The sequence below is a fragment of the Bacillus sp. BD48 genome (assembly GCF_046566805.1).
In the GTDB taxonomy this organism is placed as follows: Bacteria; Bacillota; Bacilli; order Bacillales; family Bacillaceae; genus Bacillus; species Bacillus safensis.
This window is the reverse complement of sequence record NZ_JANGFM010000001.1, coordinates 307557-326648: the sequence shown is the minus strand read 5'-3', so window position 1 is coordinate 326648 and position 19092 is coordinate 307557. Positions and strand designations below refer to the sequence as shown.

Sequence of the window (19092 nt, the reverse complement as noted above, 5' to 3'; positions counted from 1 at the left end):
ACCTAGTCATAAATGTACGGATGGTGTCTGCATATGAAACTAAATAAAAAAGAACGTCAAAAGCTTCTCCAGCAAACGATCAGCTCGACTCCATTCATTACTGATGAAGAATTGGCAAGTAAATTCGGTGTCAGCATACAAACGGTTCGTCTTGATCGTTTAGAGCTGTCGATCCCTGAATTACGCGAAAGAATTAAGCATGTGGCCGAAAAGACATTAGAGGATGAAGTAAAGTCACTTCCACTGGATGAAGTGATTGGAGAAATGATTGATGTAGAGCTTGATGACCAAGCCATTTCCATTTTAGAAGTGAGAAAAGAGCATGTATTCAGCCGAAACCAAATTGCCAGGGGACATCATCTCTTCGCCCAGGCAAATTCGCTGGCAGTTGCCGTCATCGACGATGAACTGGCTTTAACAGCAAAAGCGAATATCAGGTTTACAAGGCAGGTGAAACAAGGCGAAAGAGTTGTCTCTAAAGCTAAAGTAGCCTCACATGATAAAGAAAAAGGAAGAACCGTAGTTGAAGTAAACAGCTATGTTGGTGAGGAAGTTGTCTTCTCAGGTGACTTCGTCATGTATCGCTCAAAACAAAAGTAAAAGGTGGCAGTAATATGAGAATTGCAGTCGATGCAATGGGGGGAGATCATGCCCCTAAAGCCATTATTGACGGTGTGCAAAAAAGCTTAACAGCATTTTCAGATATCGAGATTACACTTGTCGGCGATGAAAGCAAAATCAAACCATACATAACAAACAACGATCGCATCACGATTTTAGATGCAAAAGAAGTGATTGAACCGACGGATGAACCAGTACGTGCAGTTAGACGTAAAAAGGATTCATCTATGGTGAAAATGGCGCAAGAAGTATCCGAAGGACGAGCAGATGCCTGCATCTCAGCAGGAAATACTGGAGCCCTCATGACAGCTGGACTGTTTATCGTAGGCAGAATTGACGGTATTGACAGACCTGCACTTGCCCCAACTTTGCCAACACTGGATGGCAGCGGCTTCTTATTACTAGATGTTGGCGCCAACGTTGATGCTAAACCAGAACATCTCGTTCAATATGCCATGATGGGATCAATCTACGCAGAGCGTGTTTTCCCGAAGAGCAATCCGCGTGTTGGACTGTTAAATGTAGGAACAGAAGATAAAAAAGGCAACGATTTAACGAAAAAAACTTTTGAATTATTAAAAGCATCAGACTTGAATTTCGTAGGAAATGTAGAGTCTCGTGACTTATTAGAAGGTGTTGCTGACGTTGTTGTCACAGATGGTTTCACAGGAAATATTGCGCTTAAAACAATTGAAGGCACAGCCCTTTCTGTCTTTAAAATGCTGAAAGAAACATTAACATCCAGTTTTACAGCAAAAATAGCAGCAGGCATGATGAAGCCGAAATTAATGCAGATGAAATCTAAAATGGATTACTCCGAATATGGCGGTGCCGCTTTATTTGGTTTAAAGGCACCTGTCATTAAAGCGCACGGCTCCTCTGACGAAATTGCCATTTTCCATGCAATTCGTCAGGCACGTGATATCGTAGAAAAAGACGTTTCAGCCATCATTCATCAAGAAGTCCAAAAAGAAACAACGAATGAGTCTTAATGGAGGTAAAGCAGCATGACTAAAATTGCATTTTTATTCCCTGGCCAAGGCTCTCAAAAAATTGGCATGGGAAAAGATTTATTTGACCAAGCAGCAGAATCTAAAGCTGTTTTTGAAGAAGCAGACAAGACCCTCGGGTTTGACTTATCTTCTATGATTTTTGAAGGGGATGCAGAAGAACTGACGCTCACCTTTAACGCGCAGCCAGCTCTTTTAACAACAAGTATCGCCATCTTAAAGAAATTTGAAGAGAGCGGAATCAAAGCAGATTATGCAGCAGGACACAGTCTTGGTGAATACACTGCCCTCGTTGCAGCAGGCGCATTTTCGTTTAAAGATGCTGTTTATGCAGTTAGAAAGCGCGGAGAGTTAATGAATGAAGCTGTCCCAGCAGGAGAAGGCGCCATGGCAGCGATTCTCGGCTTAGACAAAGCGGCACTTTTAGAAGTGACAAAAGAAGTGACAGAAAGCGGTCATCTTGTAGAACTCGCTAACTTAAACTGTCCTGGTCAAATCGTGATCTCTGGTACAGCAAAAGGGGTAGAACTTGCTTCAGAGAAAGCGAAAGAAAAAGGCGCAAAACGTGCAATTGCCCTTGAAGTGAGCGGACCTTTCCATTCTGCATTAATGAAACCAGCCGCTGAAAAATTTACAGATGTTCTGTCAAAGCTGGACATTACGGATGCGAAAACACCGGTCATCTCAAATGTAACAGCAGATATCGTGACATCTCGTGATGACATTGAGACTAAGCTCATTGAACAACTGTATTCTCCAGTTCGTTTTGAAGAAAGTGTGGAACGCCTCATTGATTTAGGTGTGACAACATTTATTGAAATTGGTCCTGGCAAAGTGCTTTCAGGTCTTGTGAAAAAAGTGAATCGCCGCCTGACGACGATTTCCGTTTCAGATCAAGAAACAATTGAAGCAGCCATTCAAACATTGAAGGGGGATTCTTGATGCTTACAAATAAAACAGCCGTTGTAACAGGAGCATCACGCGGGATTGGCCGTTCCATCGCGATCGATCTAGCGAAAAGTGGTGCAAATGTTGTCGTGAACTATTCTGGAAACGAAGCAAAAGCAAATGAAGTCGTAGATGAAATCAAAGCACTCGGCCAGCAGGCATTTGCTGTGAAAGCTGATGTCTCAAATGCTGAAGAAGTACAAGCCATGATGAAACAAGCGATTGATACCTTTGGTTCAATTGACATTCTTGTGAATAATGCAGGGATCACAAAGGACAACCTGCTCATGAGAATGAAAGAGAATGAATGGGATGATGTCATTAACATAAACTTAAAAGGTGTCTTTAACTGTACAAAAGCCGTAACACGTCAAATGATGAAGCAGCGAAGCGGAAGAATCATCAATTTGGCTTCAGTCGTTGGTGTGTGTGGGAACCCTGGACAAGCAAACTATGTTGCAGCAAAAGCTGGCGTCATCGGATTAACGAAAACAACAGCAAAAGAGCTGGCAACCCGTCATATTACAGTTAATGCAGTAGCACCAGGCTTTATTTCAACAGATATGACTGACAAGCTTGATGAAAATGTACAGACGGAAATGCTCAAGCAAATTCCGCTCGCACGCTTTGGTGCACCTGAAGATATTAGCAACGTCGTTGTCTTTTTAGCTTCAGAAGGAGCAGGTTATATTACAGGCCAAACCATCCAAGTAGATGGCGGGATGGTCATGTCCTAAGAAATATCAAAATTTCATTAGGTTTTCTCTAGTTTTTTAAAAACAATTCAACTATAATACTTTGAGGGGAGGTGAAAGGCAATGGCAGACGTATTAGAGCGTGTAACAAAAATTATTGTAGACCGCCTTGGCGTTGATGAGGCTGACGTGAAAATGGAAGCTTCATTTAAAGAAGATTTAGGCGCTGATTCCCTTGATGTAGTTGAGCTAGTTATGGAACTTGAAGATGAGTTCGATATGGAAATTTCTGACGAAGATGCTGAAAAAATTGCAACAGTCGGTGACGCTGTGAACTACATAAATAACCAGCAATAAGTGTAACAAAGTCCCGTCTACTTTTGACGGGACTTTGAAAATTTATGTTAGTTTCAACACATTCAGCTGATCAATTGTCAGCCTTTTTCAGATGCTGGGAGCAATGTTTCCCTGCATGTAGAAAGAGAGACTCCATATAATCAGTATCCTTAAAGGCGATTACGCCTACCTGGAGGTTGCTATGCCAAAACAATATAAAGACAAACAGAAACAGAGCAAAAAACTAGAGCAATTTAGAGAATTCCAGCAGCGCATTTCTGTACACTTCAAAAATGAAAAGCTTCTATATCAGGCCTTTACCCATTCCTCTTATGTGAATGAACACCGGAAAAAGCCATACGAGGATAATGAAAGACTTGAATTTTTAGGAGATGCTGTTTTAGAATTGACCATTTCTCAATTCTTATTTGCGAAATATCCAGCGATGAGCGAGGGAGATTTAACGAAACTAAGAGCGGCGATCGTATGTGAACCGTCACTTGTATCACTAGCGCATGAGCTGTCCTTCGGAGACCTTGTACTTTTAGGAAAAGGCGAAGAAATGACAGGCGGCAGAAAACGCCCAGCACTTTTAGCGGACGTATTTGAGGCGTTTATCGGTGCACTTTATTTAGATCAGGGGCTTGAGCCAGTTGAACGTTTCCTAGAAGCGTACGTCTATCCGAAAATTAACGATGGAGCATTCTCGCACGTTATGGACTTTAAAAGCCAGCTGCAAGAATTTGTACAGCGCGATGGAAAAGGTGTGCTTGAATATCGCATCCTGCATGAAAAAGGGCCTGCACATAACCGGGAATTTGAAGCAAATGTATCCCTTCGAGGTGAAGTGCTTGGAATTGGAAATGGACGCTCTAAAAAAGAAGCAGAGCAGCACGCTGCACAGGAAGCACTTGCTAAATTGCAGAAACATCATATGAACCAATAAAATCCCCCTCGTTATTCAGGGGGATTTCACTCTGTTTTCCATCATCTTTTTTCACTTCATATGGTAAGATGATAGTACTTTAAATACATAAGGAGGATCACTCTCATGTTCCTCAAACGTTTAGACGTGATAGGATTCAAATCATTTGCACAGCGAGTGACCGTGGACTTTGTTAAAGGGGTCACAGCTGTTGTTGGACCAAACGGAAGCGGCAAAAGTAATATTACCGATGCCATCCGCTGGGTACTTGGAGAACAATCAGCGAAAAGCCTCCGCGGAGGAAAAATGGAAGATATCATTTTTGCAGGAAGTGACTCAAGAAAAAGAGTTAATCTAGCAGAGGTGACTTTAACGTTAGATAACGAAGATCACTTTTTACCGATCGATTTTCACGAAGTCAGTGTGACAAGAAGAGTCTATCGTTCAGGAGAAAGTGAATTTCTCATAAACAATCAATCTGTCCGCTTAAAGGATATTATTGATCTTTTCATGGATTCAGGTCTTGGAAAGGAAGCTTTCTCCATCATCAGCCAAGGAAAGGTAGAGGAAATTCTATCAAGTAAGGCAGAAGAGAGAAGAAGTATCTTTGAAGAAGCGGCTGGCGTTTTGAAATATAAAACAAGAAAGAAAAAAGCCGAGAATAAACTGTTTGAAACGCAGGACAACTTAAACCGAGTAGAAGATATTCTGCATGAACTTGAAGACCAAGTAGAACCATTAAGAATGCAGGCCTCTATTGCAAAGGACTATTTGCAAAAAAAAGAAGAGCTTGAAAATGTGGAAATTGCCTTAACTGTCCATGACATCGAAGCACTTCATGAAAAATGGACAACACTTGGTGAAGCAGTCGAGCGCTTCAAACAAGATGAAATGAAGCAGTCTACAGATATCCAAGCAAAAGAAGCCAAAATTGAAGAGTCGAGAGACCGCATTCAAGCGCTTGACGAATCAATTAATGACCTGCAAGAAGTTCTTCTTTTCACAAGTGAGGAATTAGAAAAGCTTGAAGGAAAAAAAGAAGTGCTAAAAGAGCGGAAAAAAAATGCCGCCGCAAACCAAGGACAGCTAGAAGAAACGCTCGTTCGCTTAACTGAAAAGCAGGCGCTGTTAACCGAAAAGATTGAGCAGCAGAAAATCACGCGTGACAGCCTGCAAAAAGAAGTACACCAGCTAAAAGATGAAGTCAAAACAAAGCAGCATCAACTGTCGCTTCATAGTGAAGATGTGGAAGGTCAAATTGAACAGCTGAAAAGCGATTATTTTGATCTGCTCAATGAACAGGCATCCATCCGTAATGAACGTAAATTACTAGAAGAACAGCAGCGCCAAGCGGCGATGCAGCTGGAGCGGCTGACGCAAAATAACCAAAAACATATCGAAGAACGAGTGTCTGTTAAAGAAAAGAAAACAGAAGCTGAGCAGCAGCTTTCAGCACTGGAAGAAGACATTCTGGCTCAAGTAAAACGCTTTAGAGAAGCGGAACAAAAACTTGAGCAAATGAAACGACAATACGAGAAAAAAGAAACGGCTCTTTACCAAGCCTATCAATACGTACAGCAGGCAAAATCCAAAAAAGAGATGCTTGAATCCATGCAGGAAGACTTCTCAGGCTTTTTCCAAGGAGTGAAAGAGGTCTTAAAGGCAAAAGAACGGTTAGGCGGTATTCATGGTGCCATTGCAGAGCTGATTCAAACGGATCAGCAGTATGAGACAGCGATTGAAATTGCGCTGGGTGCAGCCACGCAGCACGTCGTTACAGAAAATGAATCAGCTGCGAGACAAGCGATTGGATACTTGAAGCAGCATTCCTTTGGACGTGCAACCTTCCTGCCAATGAACGTGATCAAAGAAAGAACCATTCAGCTCAGAGATGTTCAAACAGCAGAGCAGCATGCTGCATTTATCGGCGTAGCGAGTCACCTCGTTTCCTTTGATGAAAAGTATCAAAAGGTGATTCAGAATTTGCTTGGAACTGTGCTGATCGTTAGAGACTTAAAAGGCGCCAATGAACTGGCAAAAATGCTTGGACATCGTTACCGCATCGTGACCCTTGAGGGAGATGTCGTAAACCCCGGCGGTTCAATGACTGGTGGCGGCGTAAAGAAAAAGAACAATTCTCTTCTTTCAAGAAACCGGGAGATCGAAACGTTAACAAAGCAGCTCGTTGAAATGGAAGAGAAAACAACGATCCTTGAAAAGGAAACAAAAGAAACGAAGCAATTGATCGGAACAAACGAAAGCCAATTAAACGAACTGCGTCAGCGCGGCGAAACGCTTCGTGAAAAGCAGCAAGATCTCAAAGGGAAGCTATACGAACTGCAAGTTGCAGAAAAAAATATCAATGCTCATCTTGAACTCTATGATCAAGAAAAAGAAGAATTGCTGCAGCGTTCTACTGAACTCACGGATAAGGACAAAAAGCAGGTCGCTCTTGAATCCTCTATAGGTGAGAAACTGACGGCTCTTGATCAAGAAATCAATACATTAACAAAGCGTAAGCAGACGCAAAGCTCAACGAAAGAAACCATTTCTGCCGAATTAACAGAGCTGAAAATCTCGCTTGCCAAAAAAGAGCAGTCCTTAGCGAATGAACAAGAAAAGCTTTCGAGCTTAATGGCTGAATTAGAAGAAGCTGAACAGACGCTGATGGAAACAAAAGAAGATCTGTCACTCTTAACAAGTGAAATGTCATCAAGTTCAAGCGGAGCAGAACAACTGGAAGAAGCGGCGAAAGAGAAGCTGGAAAACAAAAACAAAACAACCGCACTCATTTCAGAGCGTCGTAAGCAGCGTCTCGCTCTTTCTGAAACATTAGAATTTGCTGAACGTGAACTTAAAGAACAAAAGCGTTTGTATAAGCAGCTCACCACAAGCTTAAAAGATGAAGAGATTAAGCTTGGCCGTATGGAAGTCGAGCTCGATAACCTGATCGCTTATTTGAACGAAGAATATGCCCTTTCGTTTGAAGGAGCAAAAGAGATGTATCAGTTGACGTTATCGCCAGATGAAGCAAGAAAACGAGTGAAGCTGATCAAACTAGCGATTGAAGAACTTGGAACAGTGAACTTAGGCAGCATTGACGAGTATGAACGTGTGAATGAACGCTATCTCTTCTTATCAGAACAGCGAAATGATCTGACAGAAGCGAAAAATACATTATTCCAAGTCATCGAAGAAATGGATCAAGAGATGACAAAGCGTTTCTCTGAGACATTCTCTCAAATCCGCGGCCACTTTGAAGCTGTTTTTCAAGCATTATTTGGCGGCGGAAGAGCAGATCTTAAACTGACAGATCCAAATGATTTACTCAATTCAGGCGTTGATATTGTTGCGCAGCCGCCAGGGAAAAAACTGCAAAACTTAAGCCTGCTTTCAGGCGGAGAGAGAGCCTTAACAGCGATCGCTTTACTATTCTCTATTTTAAAAGTGAGACCTGTTCCATTCTGCGTATTAGATGAGGTAGAAGCGGCGCTTGATGAAGCAAATGTTTTCCGTTTTGCGCAATATTTAAAGAAATACAGTGAGGAAACACAGTTCATTGTCATTACGCACCGCAAGGGAACAATGGAAGAAGCCGATGTGCTCTACGGCGTGACGATGCAGGAATCAGGTGTTTCTAAGCTTGTATCTGTCAAACTAGAAGAAACGAAAGAGCTTGTCCAGTAATTAAAGGAGGTTTTTAAACCAATGAGCTTTTTTAAGAAATTAAAAGAAAAATTTACGCAGCAAACCGATTCAGTATCAGAAAAGTTTAAAGATGGACTCGAAAAAACGAGAAACTCCTTCCAAGGAAAAGTAAATGAACTGATTTCTCGCTACCGCAAAGTCGATGAAGACTTTTTTGAAGAGCTGGAAGAGGTTCTGATCGGCGCTGATGTCGGTTTCACAACTGTGATGGAACTGATTGATGAGCTGAAAAAAGAAGTGAAATTAAGAAACATTCAAGACCCAAGTGAAGTACAAGCAGTGATTTCTGAAAAACTGGTTGACATCTACAATAGTGGAGAGGAACAAATCTCTGCGCTGAACATTGAAGATGGGCGTTTGAATATCATTTTATTTGTGGGTGTCAACGGTGTTGGGAAAACAACAACTATCGGCAAGCTTGCAAACAAGCTGAAAAATGAAGGGAAATCCGTCATTTTAGCAGCAGGTGATACGTTCCGTGCCGGTGCCATCGAGCAGCTTGAAGTGTGGGGAGAACGTTCAGGTGTTCCTGTCGTCAAACAAACGGCAGGCTCTGATCCAGCAGCGGTGATCTATGATGCCGTTCAATCAGCAAAAGCGAAAAATGCGGATGTCCTCATCTGCGATACAGCAGGAAGACTTCAAAACAAAGTCAACTTGATGAAAGAGCTGGAGAAGGTCAAGAGAGTCATTGAGCGCGAGGTTCCAGATGCACCTCATGAAGTATTGCTCGCCCTTGATGCGACAACGGGTCAAAACGCCATGGCACAAGCCAAGGAATTTTCTAAAGCGACAAATGTCACAGGAATTGCTTTAACAAAGCTTGACGGTACTGCTAAAGGCGGGATCGTTCTTGCGATTCGAAATGAGCTGAACATTCCCGTGAAGCTTGTCGGTTTAGGTGAAAAGGTGGACGATCTGCAAGAGTTTGATGCAGAATCGTATGTGTATGGATTATTCTCAGACGTGATTGATCAACAAGACTAACAAAAAAATGTCGGCTAAACTGCTGGCATTTTTATTTATATGCCGCTTCATGAAGTGACAAGATAAAAACTTGACACATAGAAGAGAACCGTGTAAACTTAGTTGATGTAAAGGGAATGAACTTAACAAAGGGGAGAGAGCCCATGACGCTTGAAAAAACAACGAGAATGAATTACTTGTTTGACTTCTATCAATCGTTGTTGACCGCAAAGCAAAAGAGCTACATGTCGCTTTACTACCTAGACGATTTTTCCCTCGGTGAAATTGCGGATGAATATGAAGTATCAAGGCAGGCTGTTTATGATAATATTAAACGGACTGAAGCGATGCTTGAACAATATGAAGAAAAGCTGCTCTTGTTTAAGAAATTTAAAGAGCGTAAAGAACTTCTCGAAAAAATGAGAGAGCTTGTAGCTGATTCTGCGCAAACGGAAGAAGCAGAAGCTTTAATTGAATCGCTTGAGAAATTAGATTAGGAGGCGGCACAGTATGGCATTTGAAGGATTAGCCGACCGACTGCAGCAGACGATTTCAAAAATCCGCGGCAAAGGAAAAGTGTCAGAGCAAGATGTAAAAGAAATGATGCGCGAGGTACGCCTTGCCCTTCTTGAAGCTGACGTCAATTTTAAAGTAGTCAAAGACTTTGTGAAAAAAGTAAGTGAGCGGGCAGTTGGACAAGAGGTCATGAAAAGCCTTACCCCTGGACAACAGGTCATTAAAGTTGTAAAAGAAGAACTCACTGAATTAATGGGCGGAGAAGAGAGTAAGATCGCTGTAGCGAAAAAATCTCCAACAGTCATTATGATGGTTGGTCTTCAAGGGGCAGGTAAAACAACCACAACTGGGAAGCTTGCCAATTTACTTCGCAAAAAACATAATCGCAAGCCGATGATGGTAGCTGCTGATATTTACAGACCAGCAGCGATCCAGCAGCTTCAAACGCTTGGGAAACAGCTTGATATGCCGGTGTTTTCATTAGGTGATCAAGTCAGCCCTGTGGAAATTGCCAAACAGGCAATTGAAAAAGCGAAAGAAGAACATCATGATTATGTCATTTTAGATACAGCAGGACGTCTTCATATCGATGAAGAATTGATGGATGAACTTCAGAAAGTAAAAGAAGTAGCTAATCCAGAAGAGATTTTCCTAGTTGTTGACTCGATGACAGGTCAAGATGCTGTCAATGTCGCAAAAAGCTTTAATGAACAGCTTGGTTTAACGGGTGTCGTTCTAACAAAACTAGACGGTGACACAAGAGGCGGTGCAGCACTTTCTATTCGAGCTGTCACCAATACGCCGATTAAATTCGCTGCGCTAGGAGAAAAGCTTGATGCGATTGAACCATTCCATCCGGAGCGGATGGCATCAAGAATTCTTGGCATGGGAGATGTGCTCACGCTTATTGAAAAAGCACAGGCAAACGTCGACCAAGATAAAGCGAAAGAGCTTGAGCAAAAAATGCGGACAATGAGCTTCACGCTCGATGATTTCCTCGAGCAGCTTGGCCAAGTTCGGAATATGGGTCCACTTGATGAACTGATCCAAATGATGCCGGGAGCCGGTAAAATGAAAGGGCTCAAAAACGTCCAAGTAGACGAAAAGCAGCTTAATCATATCGAAGCGATCATTAAATCAATGACGACCGAGGAAAAAGAACAGCCAGAGGTCATCAATGCAAGCCGCAGAAAACGGATTGCAAAGGGAAGCGGAACATCTGTACAGGAAGTCAATCGCCTTTTAAAGCAATTTGATGAAATGAAAAAGATGATGAAGCAAATGACCAACATGTCCAAAGGAAAGAAAAAGGGCTTTAAATTACCATTTATGTAATTGGTTATACATGATAAAACCGTTGTTAAGAAAAAACACTTTACAAACCCTTTTATCATTGTTAATATACTATCTTGTTGAAATATTTTCGGAGGTGCTAGTAAAATGGCAGTAAAAATTCGTTTAAAACGTATGGGAGCAAAAAAATCTCCTTTCTATCGTATTGTTGTAGCAGATTCTCGTTCACCACGTGACGGTCGTTTCATCGAAACAGTTGGAACTTACAACCCAGTGGTATCACCAGCTGAGGTGAAAATCAACGAAGAATTAGCGCTTAAATGGCTTCAAAATGGTGCGAAACCATCTGATACAGTTCGCAACCTTTTCTCAAGCCAAGGAATTCTTGAAAAATTTCATAATGCGAAAAACAGCAAATAATGAATGAGCTGTCCTTGGAAGAATTGATTGTGTCCATCGTCGAGCCACTTGTTGATTTCCCTGAAGATATTCACGTATCTTCATTAGAAAAAGATGAGCAGGTGATTTACACACTGTCTGTCAATGCTGAAGATACCGGAAAAGTGATCGGAAAGCAGGGACGTACAGCAAAAGCGATACGAACAGTCATTTTTGCAGCAAGTGCAGAGTCTTCTAAGAAAGTTCAACTTGAGATTGCTGACTAAAAAGGGAGAGGGCTTAGGACCTCCCCTTTTTTTACACGTTTAAATCTATTTTTCGTTATACTGTAGAGGACAAATGCCTTCGGATAGGGGGACAAAAAGGAAGATGCAGATCATTCAACATGTCACCGTGATGCAAGTATTAACTGAAAGCAGTAAGGACAAACTGTTAACGACTTTTTTGGAGAAAAAAGAAAGACTAGAACGTGAATGCAATCAACTATATTTTCAACTAAAAAAACATGAAAAAGAACCACATCAGCAAGAAGCCATCCCTCAATTTCAAAAAGCGATCGATAAAAGGCAAGAGAAGATCCGGCAAATTGATTTTCAAGTAGAGCAGCTGCATATTTTGCCGCTTGGAAGTGAAATGAAAGAAACAGAAGTGGATGCACTGGTTGAAGTAAAAATAGGTGATAAATGGGATGACAAGATGCAAGATAATGTCATCGTCGTGAAAGACGGCACCATTGTGGAAATACGTCAGGGGTGATTGAGAACATGGAGCTAGAATGGTTGAATGTTGGAAAGATCGTCAATACACACGGAGTGCGCGGAGAAGTACGCGTCGTGTCAAAGACGGATTTCCCAGAAGAGCGCTACAAAAAAGGAAGCGTCCTCTATATTTTTAAGCAAGGTCAAAGCGAGCCGCTGAAAGTGACTGTCGCATCACATCGGCAGCACAAACAGTTTGATTTGCTCACATTTGAAGAAATCAATTCATTAAATGAAGCAGAGCAATTGAAAGAATCAATCTTAAAGGTAGAAAAAGAACATCTCGGGTCATTAGATGAAGGAGAATTTTATTTCCACCAAATCATTGGCTGTGAAGTATACGATGAAGAGGACAAGCTAATTGGCCAAATCAAAGAAATCTTAACGCCAGGGGCAAATGATGTGTGGGTGGTAGGTAGAAAAGGCAAAAAAGATGCCTTGATTCCTTATATTCCATCTGTCGTTAAAAACATCGATATCTCATCCAAAACCGTACACATTGAAGTGATGGAAGGACTCATTGACGAATGAAAATCGACTTCTTAACCCTTTTTCCTGAAATGTTCGAAGGTGTGCTTCACTCATCGATCTTAAAAAAAGCACAGGAGAAAGAAGCTGTCTCATTTCAGGTCGTCAATTTTAGAGAGTATTCGGATCATAAGCATAAAATAGTGGATGACTATCCGTATGGCGGCGGTGCTGGTATGGTACTGAAAGCACAGCCTGTATTTGATGCGGTAGAAGATTTAACGAAGAAAGCAAGCACGAAGCCCCGAGTTATTCTTGTCTGTCCTCAAGGAGAAAGATATACACAAAAGAAGGCAGAAGAACTTGCAAAAGAAGAGCATCTTATGTTCATTTGCGGCCACTATGAAGGCTACGATGAGCGCATCAGGGAGCATCTTGTCACAGATGAGATCTCAATTGGAGATTTCGTCCTCACAGGCGGAGAGCTGCCAGCGATGATGATTGCAGACAGTGTGGTCAGGCTTTTGCCTCATGTGCTTGGAAAAGAAGCGTCGCACATCGAAGATTCATTCAGTACAGGTCTGCTTGAGCACCCGCACTATACAAGGCCAGCGGATTATAAAGGACTAAAAGTGCCGGATGTGCTCCTCTCTGGAAATCACGCCAAAATTGAAGAGTGGCGGCGCAAAGAATCCTTGAAGCGAACCTATACAAGACGACCAGATTTGATCGATTCATGCAAAACGTTAACGGATGAAGAAAAAAGATGGCTTTGGCAGCTTCATAATGACTAGATTGTATTGCACACGGCATAGAGGTATGGTATGATACTACTTGTGACTTGGACGGCTTGCCGATTCAAGTTTGAAAACGATGTTCCGCTGCAATGAAGAAAGAGGACATGAGCATCTGTTGGAAGGAGTTGAAAACGATGCAACAATTGATTGAAGAAATCACAAAAGAACAATTGCGCACTGATCTTCCTGCGTTCCGTCCTGGTGACACTTTACGTGTACACGTTAAAGTTGTCGAGGGTACTCGTGAGCGTATCCAGATCTTTGAAGGTGTTGTAATTAAGCGTCGTGGTGGTGGAATCAGCGAAACTTTCACAGTTCGTAAGATCTCTTACGGTGTAGGCGTTGAGCGTACATTCCCTGTACACACACCAAAAATCGCTAACATCGAAGTTGTACGTCACGGTAAGGTACGTCGTGCGAAACTTTACTACCTACGTGAACTTCGCGGTAAAGCGGCTCGTATCAAAGAAATCAGACGATAATGATATCAAAGGAAAGAGCTTGTTACCTGTAACAGGCTCTTTTTTTGTACAATGTATAGAGATAGATAGAAGAGAGAAGGTGCACATATGACGATTCAATGGTTTCCAGGCCATATGGCAAAAGCAAGACGTGAAGTCACAGAAAAGTTAAAGCTCATCGACATCGTATTTGAATTAACCGATGCAAGAATTCCGATGTCCTCTAGAAACCCAATGATCGAAGAAATCCTTCAAAACAAACCCAAAATTATGCTTTTAAACAAAGCAGATAAAGCAGATCCTCGTATGACAAAAGAGTGGCAGGCGCATTTTGAGCAGCAAGGCGTTCGGTCACTTGCCATTAACTCAGTCGATGGACAAGGGTTAAATCAGATTATCACGGCTTCAAAAGAAATTTTAAAAGAAAAATTCGACCGCATGAAAGCAAAAGGCGTCAAACCACGTGCAATTCGAGCGCTGATTATCGGGATTCCCAACGTCGGAAAATCGACCTTAATTAATCGTTTAGCAAAAAAGAACATTGCCAAAACAGGAGACCGGCCTGGTATTACGACATCACAGCAATGGGTGAAGGTAGGGAAAGAACTAGAACTGCTCGATACCCCAGGAATCCTCTGGCCGAAGTTTGAAGATGAGCAAGTAGGACTTAGGCTTGCGGTGACTGGAGCGATCAAAGATTCGATTATCAATTTACAGGATGTCGCTGTGTATGCACTTCGTTTTCTAGAAGAGAACTACCCAGAGCGATTAAAAAAACGCTATGACCTAGCGGAGATACCTGAAGATACGGTTGAGCTGTTTGATGCAATTGGCACTAAGCGTGGCTGTCTAATGAGCGGGGGATTCATAAACTATGACAAAACCACCGAAATCATTATTCGGGATATTCGAACAGAAAAATTTGGTCCCCTCACTTTTGAGAAGCCTGAAAGCTAAAAGACACGCAGCTCATGCGGGTCTTTATTTTTTGCGAAAAACTGCCGATATAAAGAAGGAGGCTGCGAAAAAGCCCATGTACACGGTGAAACAAATAAAAGAACTAATTGAAAAGCATGCAGGCGACGAGTCATACATTCGCGAGCTTGTTAAAGATGATACGAGAAAAAGTGTCCAAAAACTTATAGAAAAGTGGCACAAAGAGAGAGAAAAGCAGCAAGCACTTCGCGCAGCATGGCATGACATGCTGCAATTTGAAAACAAAGCAAAGGCGCAGGGATACACATGTATTGCTGGAATAGATGAAGCAGGAAGAGGCCCGCTTGCCGGCCCAGTTGTGGCAGCAGCGGTTATATTAAAGGAAGATACAGTCCTGCTCGGTTTAAACGACTCAAAGCAATTATCTGAGAAAAAAAGATTGGCTTATTATGATTTAATTCAAAAAGAAGCACTTGATATCGGAATCGGCATTGTTGATGCGGCTACGATTGATGAAATCAATATTTATGAAGCATCAAGACTGGCGATGGTGAGAGCTGTGGAGCAGTTAACTCATACACCTGATTATCTACTCATAGATGCCATGACACTTCCGCTTTCTACTCACCAAGAGAATATCATCAAAGGAGATGCAAAAAGCGCATCTATTGCAGCAGGTGCGTGTATTGCGAAGGTGACAAGGGATCAGATGATGGAAGAGTACGGTCGTAAGTATCCTGAGTATCAATTTGAAAAACATAAAGGGTACGGAACGAAAGAGCACCTGGCTGCGATTCAAACACATGGTGCTACCCCAATCCACCGATTATCGTTTGCGCCGGTGAAATCTGTTATATCATAAATTTTATTCTAAGGAGGCTGCCTGTGATGACAAGAGTTGAGGACATACATACAGCATTGAATAGCCGGCTGAATACAGCCGAATCGGTTCCATTAAACACCGAAGGGAAGGATAATGTTCATCGGCTGATTCTCGGCAAGGTACTAAAAATGCTTGGAGATGATACAGCCCTTGTTCAAATTGGCTCAACGAAAATAAAAGCGCAGCTCGCAGCGCAGCTTAAAGCAGACGCATTTTATTGGTTCCAATTTGAACAAGAGGGTGGAGGCAGCCTCAATAAACTAAGACCCGTTCAGCAATTTGATCAAGATCCTAAGACATTAAAGGATGCAGCAGCCAAACTATTAGAAGGTCTCTCACTGAAAAATGGGCTTGAAAACACGCTGACTGCTACAGCTTTTTTAAAGGAAAAGCCGGTCATCAACGAAGGAGAGTTAAAAACGGCAGTGAAGTGGATCGAACAGCTTCAAGGAGCTGATGTGAAGAAAGGGCTCCAGTCACTTCTCTTTGCTTTAAAGAAAGATTTACCGATCCAGCAAGGGGTGCTTCAATCTATTTTAGCTGTAAAATCATCCTCTGCCCTTCATCAGGATATAACAGCACTATTAAATCAATTAACACAGCTTCCGAAGCACACAGACGCCACACAGACCCTTACACAAGCCGTTCGTTCAGTCGTAGATGCAGAGACAGCCGTCCATGCAGAAAAGCTCTTATCGGTCCTTCTAGCAGCAAGAGAAGGCGAGGCGAAGCAAGGCGGCAATTTACCAGTAACGACTCAGCTCAATCCGTCTCAGCAAAAAGAAAATAGCCATGCCGCAATCGTTCAAGAGCGTCAGCCGTCCCAAGTTGTTCAGACAAACGTGCAGCAGTCAACAAGTCCAAAAGAAGAGCTGCAAATCCCGCTTCAGCAAATTGAGCGGATACTGGCAAGTTTGATGAAACAAGGTGCAGACGGGCAGCAAGAGCCCAACTTAAAACAGCTCACAGCATTGCTGCAAGGGCTCCAGCAGGCAGGATCTCAGCCTGACGCAAAAGCAGCTGTGCTTCAAAAAGAGTTTCCCTTCCTGTCAAAAAGAGAGGCAAAAGCTTTGGCCCAGGTAGTGCAGCAGACTGAACCAACATTAAGCAATAAAACTGATGTGCTCGATTTACTGATGACGATGAAAAAGGCAATAGGTGTACGTGATGAAATAGGTATGCTGAAACTGCTTGAAAAAGGCAGCCAGGATGTCAAAAGTCAGGAGCTGCACCAGTTAAAGCTTGTTCTAAATGATGTGAAGCAGGCGGATTTACCAGAGCACGTTAAAAAAGAAGTGGATCAATTGTTTCATAGATTAAATGGACAGTTATTAGTGCAGCAAGAGAACCAAACCGTCAGTCAAATGATGGTTTCTTATCCTCTTTTCTCAAAACATAGTGTTCAAGATTTAACCTTTATTCTAAAGGGACATAAGAAAAAAGATGGCTCTATTGATATTTCTCAGTGCCGCCTCATGTTTTACTTGAACATGGAAAACCTTGAAGAAACTTTAATAGACTGTACGATTCAGCAAAAGGTCATGTCAATTACGGTCGAGACAGCCCATGAACTGCAAGGAACCATTAATCCGATGATTCCGGCTGTTCGGGAGAATTTAAATGCTCTAGGATACAGTTTGACGGGAATTACAGCGAAAAAGAGACAAGAGCCAGTAGATCCGTCTCAATTTCTAGATGAACACTTTCATAAAATCAGCGAGAAAGGGCTGGACTTACGAGTATGAAGGATTCAAAACCGCTTAGAAGAGCGGTCGCTCTGCATTATGATGAAGAAAAACAAAAGGCGCCAAAAGTCGTTGCAACAGGCAGCGGCTATGTGGCAGATCATATTATTGAAGAAGCAAAAAAGTCGGGAGTCCCTATCCAGGAAGACCGTAATTTAGTCGAACTCATGCGCCACTTAACACTAGATGAGGAGATCCCTGAAGCATTATACGATACTGTAGCAGAAATTTTTTCGTTTATCTACAAGTTAGATCAAAAAATGAAAAAATAAGGTAAAATAAGTGATTTGACTGAAAAATTTATATTTTTAATAAAATAAAAGTTTGAATGTTTAGAAGGATTTTACGATTTTACATAGAACCCTAGACATTCTCTTTTTTATTCTTTAAAATGAAAGCGCAGTCTATTTTATAATTTTTGTTTCTACATATGTTGGGAGGATGGGAAATGAATATCCATGAGTACCAAGGAAAAGAAATCCTAAGAAAATATGGGGTTTCAGTTCCAAATGGTAAAGTAGCATTTACACCTGATGAAGCAGTGAAAGCATCAGAAGAGCTAGGGAGCTCTGTATATGTCGTAAAAGCACAGATTCATGCAGGCGGCCGTGGTAAAGCAGGCGGGGTAAAAATTGCAAAAACGAAAGATGAAGTGAAAGGGTTTGCAGAGGAATTGCTCGGCAAGACACTTGTCACACATCAAACAGGGCCTGAAGGGCGTGAAATAAAACGCTTACTTATTGAAGAAGGCTGCGATATTCAAAAGGAATACTATGTTGGACTAGTCTTGGACAGAGCGACATCAAGAATTGTATTGATGGCATCTGAAGAAGGCGGTACTGAAATTGAAGAAGTAGCAGAAAAAACGCCAGAAAAAATCGTCAAAGTGGTCATCGACCCAGCGATTGGCCTGCAAGGCTATCAGGCGAGAGAAGTAGCATTTAAAATTAATATTCCAACAAAATTAGTTGGCCAAGCTGTTAAGTTTATGACAAGCCTTTACAATGCGTTTATTGAAAAAGATTGTTCAATTGCTGAGATTAATCCACTTGTTGTAACAGGCGATGGAAAAGTCATGGCACTTGATGCAAAATTAAACTTTGATAGCAATGCCTTATATAGACAAAAAGATATATTAGAATACCGTGACCTTGATGAAGAGGATCCAAAAGAAATTGAAGCATCTAAATATGACTTAAGCTACATTTCTCTAGATGGAAATATTGGCTGTATGGTCAATGGAGCAGGTCTTGCGATGTCTACAATGGATATCATCAAGCATTACGGCGGGGACCCTGCAAACTTCCTAGATGTTGGCGGCGGTGCAACAGCTGAAAAAGTAACGGAAGCATTTAAAATCATCTTATCTGATCAAAATGTCAAAGGGATTTTCGTGAACATTTTTGGCGGCATCATGAAATGTGATGTGATTGCAGAAGGTGTTGTTGAAGCGACGAAACAAGTCGGCTTAACATTACCACTTGTTGTACGTCTTGAAGGAACAAACGTTGAATTAGGGAAGAAAATCCTGAGTGATTCAGGCTTAAATATCACTTCTGCTGAGTCTATGGCTGACGGGGCAGAAAAGATTGTATCTTTAGTCAAGTAGAGCAGAAAGGCAGGGAAC

The 19092-nt window shown here is 41.9% G+C and carries 21 protein-coding genes; all 21 read left to right on the top strand.

Going from position 1 to position 19092, the window contains the following annotated elements; all coding sequences use genetic code 11:
* Positions 1-33 precede the first annotated feature (33 nt).
* The 21 genes from fapR (at position 34) to sucC (ending at position 19074) form a co-directional block, all read left to right on the top strand.
* Complete coding sequence (gene fapR / locus ACLGGR_RS01640; protein WP_024424199.1) at positions 34-600, top strand: transcription factor FapR; 567 nt, start codon at positions 34-36, stop codon at positions 598-600.
* 14 nt (positions 601-614) lie between these two features.
* The gene (gene plsX, locus ACLGGR_RS01635; RefSeq protein WP_410972378.1) at positions 615-1613 is read left to right on the top strand and encodes a phosphate acyltransferase PlsX; all 999 of its coding nucleotides are present in this window, start codon (positions 615-617) and stop codon (positions 1611-1613) included.
* A gap of 15 nt (positions 1614-1628) precedes the next feature.
* Positions 1629-2573 (top strand): ACP S-malonyltransferase, encoded by a 945-nt coding sequence (gene fabD / locus ACLGGR_RS01630; protein WP_410972377.1) that lies wholly within the window; start codon positions 1629-1631, stop codon positions 2571-2573.
* Positions 2573-3316 (top strand): 3-oxoacyl-[acyl-carrier-protein] reductase, encoded by a 744-nt coding sequence (gene fabG, locus ACLGGR_RS01625; RefSeq protein ID WP_024424196.1) that lies wholly within the window; start codon positions 2573-2575, stop codon positions 3314-3316. The genes fabD and fabG overlap by 1 nt, the downstream gene beginning before the upstream one ends.
* 81 nt (positions 3317-3397) lie before the next feature.
* Complete coding sequence (gene acpP / locus ACLGGR_RS01620) at positions 3398-3631, top strand: acyl carrier protein (protein ID WP_034317822.1); 234 nt, start codon at positions 3398-3400, stop codon at positions 3629-3631.
* Positions 3632-3812: 181 nt separating this feature from the next.
* Complete coding sequence (gene rnc / locus ACLGGR_RS01615; RefSeq protein WP_008344850.1) at positions 3813-4556, top strand: ribonuclease III; 744 nt, start codon at positions 3813-3815, stop codon at positions 4554-4556.
* 105 nt (positions 4557-4661) lie between these two features.
* Positions 4662-8222 (top strand): chromosome segregation protein SMC, encoded by a 3561-nt coding sequence (gene smc, locus ACLGGR_RS01610; RefSeq protein ID WP_410972376.1) that lies wholly within the window; start codon positions 4662-4664, stop codon positions 8220-8222.
* 21 nt (positions 8223-8243) lie between these two features.
* Complete coding sequence (ftsY, locus tag ACLGGR_RS01605) at positions 8244-9230, top strand: signal recognition particle-docking protein FtsY (RefSeq protein ID WP_024424194.1); 987 nt, start codon at positions 8244-8246, stop codon at positions 9228-9230.
* Positions 9231-9373: 143 nt separating this feature from the next.
* Complete coding sequence (locus ACLGGR_RS01600; RefSeq protein ID WP_142944772.1) at positions 9374-9706, top strand: putative DNA-binding protein; 333 nt, start codon at positions 9374-9376, stop codon at positions 9704-9706.
* 13 nt (positions 9707-9719) lie between these two features.
* Positions 9720-11060 carry a signal recognition particle protein gene (gene ffh / locus ACLGGR_RS01595; RefSeq protein WP_041117374.1) on the top strand — a complete coding sequence of 447 codons (1341 nt, stop codon included), beginning with the start codon at positions 9720-9722 and terminating at the stop codon, positions 11058-11060.
* 105 nt (positions 11061-11165) lie between these two features.
* Positions 11166-11438 (top strand): 30S ribosomal protein S16, encoded by a 273-nt coding sequence (gene rpsP, locus ACLGGR_RS01590; RefSeq protein WP_008344841.1) that lies wholly within the window; start codon positions 11166-11168, stop codon positions 11436-11438.
* Positions 11438-11683: a KH domain-containing protein gene (locus ACLGGR_RS01585; protein ID WP_024424192.1), complete on the top strand. Its 246-nt coding sequence runs from the start codon at positions 11438-11440 to the stop codon at positions 11681-11683. Before rpsP ends, ACLGGR_RS01585 begins: the two co-directional genes overlap by 1 nt.
* Positions 11684-11786: 103 nt before the next feature.
* The gene (locus tag ACLGGR_RS01580) at positions 11787-12173 is read left to right on the top strand and encodes a YlqD family protein (protein WP_024424191.1); all 387 of its coding nucleotides are present in this window, start codon (positions 11787-11789) and stop codon (positions 12171-12173) included.
* A gap of 8 nt (positions 12174-12181) precedes the next feature.
* A complete protein-coding gene (rimM, locus tag ACLGGR_RS01575; RefSeq protein ID WP_142944773.1) occupies positions 12182-12706 on the top strand; it encodes a ribosome maturation factor RimM in 525 nt (174 codons plus the stop codon).
* Positions 12703-13437: a tRNA (guanosine(37)-N1)-methyltransferase TrmD gene (trmD, locus tag ACLGGR_RS01570; protein WP_251215467.1), complete on the top strand. Its 735-nt coding sequence runs from the start codon at positions 12703-12705 to the stop codon at positions 13435-13437. The genes rimM and trmD overlap by 4 nt, the downstream gene beginning before the upstream one ends.
* Before the next feature lie 137 nt (positions 13438-13574).
* Positions 13575-13922: a 50S ribosomal protein L19 gene (gene rplS, locus ACLGGR_RS01565; protein ID WP_012009940.1), complete on the top strand. Its 348-nt coding sequence runs from the start codon at positions 13575-13577 to the stop codon at positions 13920-13922.
* A gap of 87 nt (positions 13923-14009) precedes the next feature.
* Positions 14010-14858, top strand: coding sequence for a ribosome biogenesis GTPase YlqF (gene ylqF, locus ACLGGR_RS01560; protein ID WP_034281765.1), 849 nt, complete (start codon positions 14010-14012; stop codon positions 14856-14858).
* 76 nt (positions 14859-14934) lie between these two features.
* Positions 14935-15699 (top strand): ribonuclease HII, encoded by a 765-nt coding sequence (locus ACLGGR_RS01555; protein ID WP_144470474.1) that lies wholly within the window; start codon positions 14935-14937, stop codon positions 15697-15699.
* A 26-nt stretch (positions 15700-15725) separates the two neighbouring features.
* Complete coding sequence (locus tag ACLGGR_RS01550; protein ID WP_410972375.1) at positions 15726-17465, top strand: glycosyltransferase; 1740 nt, start codon at positions 15726-15728, stop codon at positions 17463-17465.
* Complete coding sequence (locus ACLGGR_RS01545; protein WP_047202155.1) at positions 17462-17737, top strand: FlhB-like flagellar biosynthesis protein; 276 nt, start codon at positions 17462-17464, stop codon at positions 17735-17737. Before ACLGGR_RS01550 ends, ACLGGR_RS01545 begins: the two co-directional genes overlap by 4 nt.
* Positions 17738-17913: 176 nt before the next feature.
* A complete protein-coding gene (sucC, locus tag ACLGGR_RS01540; protein WP_024426972.1) occupies positions 17914-19074 on the top strand; it encodes an ADP-forming succinate--CoA ligase subunit beta in 1161 nt (386 codons plus the stop codon).
* The last annotated feature ends 18 nt before the right edge of the window (positions 19075-19092 follow it).

Excerpts from the sequence above, each read along its gene's own strand:
- fapR (WP_024424199.1), top strand. The coding sequence starts at position 34 with ATGAAACTAAATAAAAAAGAACGTCAAAAGCTTCTCCAGCAAACGATC.
- plsX (WP_410972378.1), top strand. The coding sequence starts at position 615 with ATGAGAATTGCAGTCGATGCAATGGGGGGAGATCATGCCCCTAAAGCC.
- fabD (WP_410972377.1), top strand. The coding sequence starts at position 1,629 with ATGACTAAAATTGCATTTTTATTCCCTGGCCAAGGCTCTCAAAAAATT.
- fabG (WP_024424196.1), top strand. The coding sequence starts at position 2,573 with ATGCTTACAAATAAAACAGCCGTTGTAACAGGAGCATCACGCGGGATT.
- acpP (WP_034317822.1), top strand. The coding sequence starts at position 3,398 with ATGGCAGACGTATTAGAGCGTGTAACAAAAATTATTGTAGACCGCCTT.
- rnc (WP_008344850.1), top strand. The coding sequence starts at position 3,813 with ATGCCAAAACAATATAAAGACAAACAGAAACAGAGCAAAAAACTAGAG.
- smc (WP_410972376.1), top strand. The coding sequence starts at position 4,662 with ATGTTCCTCAAACGTTTAGACGTGATAGGATTCAAATCATTTGCACAG.
- ftsY (WP_024424194.1), top strand. The coding sequence starts at position 8,244 with ATGAGCTTTTTTAAGAAATTAAAAGAAAAATTTACGCAGCAAACCGAT.
- ACLGGR_RS01600 (WP_142944772.1), top strand. The coding sequence starts at position 9,374 with ATGACGCTTGAAAAAACAACGAGAATGAATTACTTGTTTGACTTCTAT.
- ffh (WP_041117374.1), top strand. The coding sequence starts at position 9,720 with ATGGCATTTGAAGGATTAGCCGACCGACTGCAGCAGACGATTTCAAAA.
- rpsP (WP_008344841.1), top strand. The coding sequence starts at position 11,166 with ATGGCAGTAAAAATTCGTTTAAAACGTATGGGAGCAAAAAAATCTCCT.
- ACLGGR_RS01585 (WP_024424192.1), top strand. The coding sequence starts at position 11,438 with ATGAATGAGCTGTCCTTGGAAGAATTGATTGTGTCCATCGTCGAGCCA.
- ACLGGR_RS01580 (WP_024424191.1), top strand. The coding sequence starts at position 11,787 with ATGCAGATCATTCAACATGTCACCGTGATGCAAGTATTAACTGAAAGC.
- rimM (WP_142944773.1), top strand. The coding sequence starts at position 12,182 with ATGGAGCTAGAATGGTTGAATGTTGGAAAGATCGTCAATACACACGGA.
- trmD (WP_251215467.1), top strand. The coding sequence starts at position 12,703 with ATGAAAATCGACTTCTTAACCCTTTTTCCTGAAATGTTCGAAGGTGTG.
- rplS (WP_012009940.1), top strand. The coding sequence starts at position 13,575 with ATGCAACAATTGATTGAAGAAATCACAAAAGAACAATTGCGCACTGAT.
- ylqF (WP_034281765.1), top strand. The coding sequence starts at position 14,010 with ATGACGATTCAATGGTTTCCAGGCCATATGGCAAAAGCAAGACGTGAA.
- ACLGGR_RS01555 (WP_144470474.1), top strand. The coding sequence starts at position 14,935 with ATGTACACGGTGAAACAAATAAAAGAACTAATTGAAAAGCATGCAGGC.
- ACLGGR_RS01550 (WP_410972375.1), top strand. The coding sequence starts at position 15,726 with ATGACAAGAGTTGAGGACATACATACAGCATTGAATAGCCGGCTGAAT.
- ACLGGR_RS01545 (WP_047202155.1), top strand. The coding sequence starts at position 17,462 with ATGAAGGATTCAAAACCGCTTAGAAGAGCGGTCGCTCTGCATTATGAT.
- sucC (WP_024426972.1), top strand. The coding sequence starts at position 17,914 with ATGAATATCCATGAGTACCAAGGAAAAGAAATCCTAAGAAAATATGGG.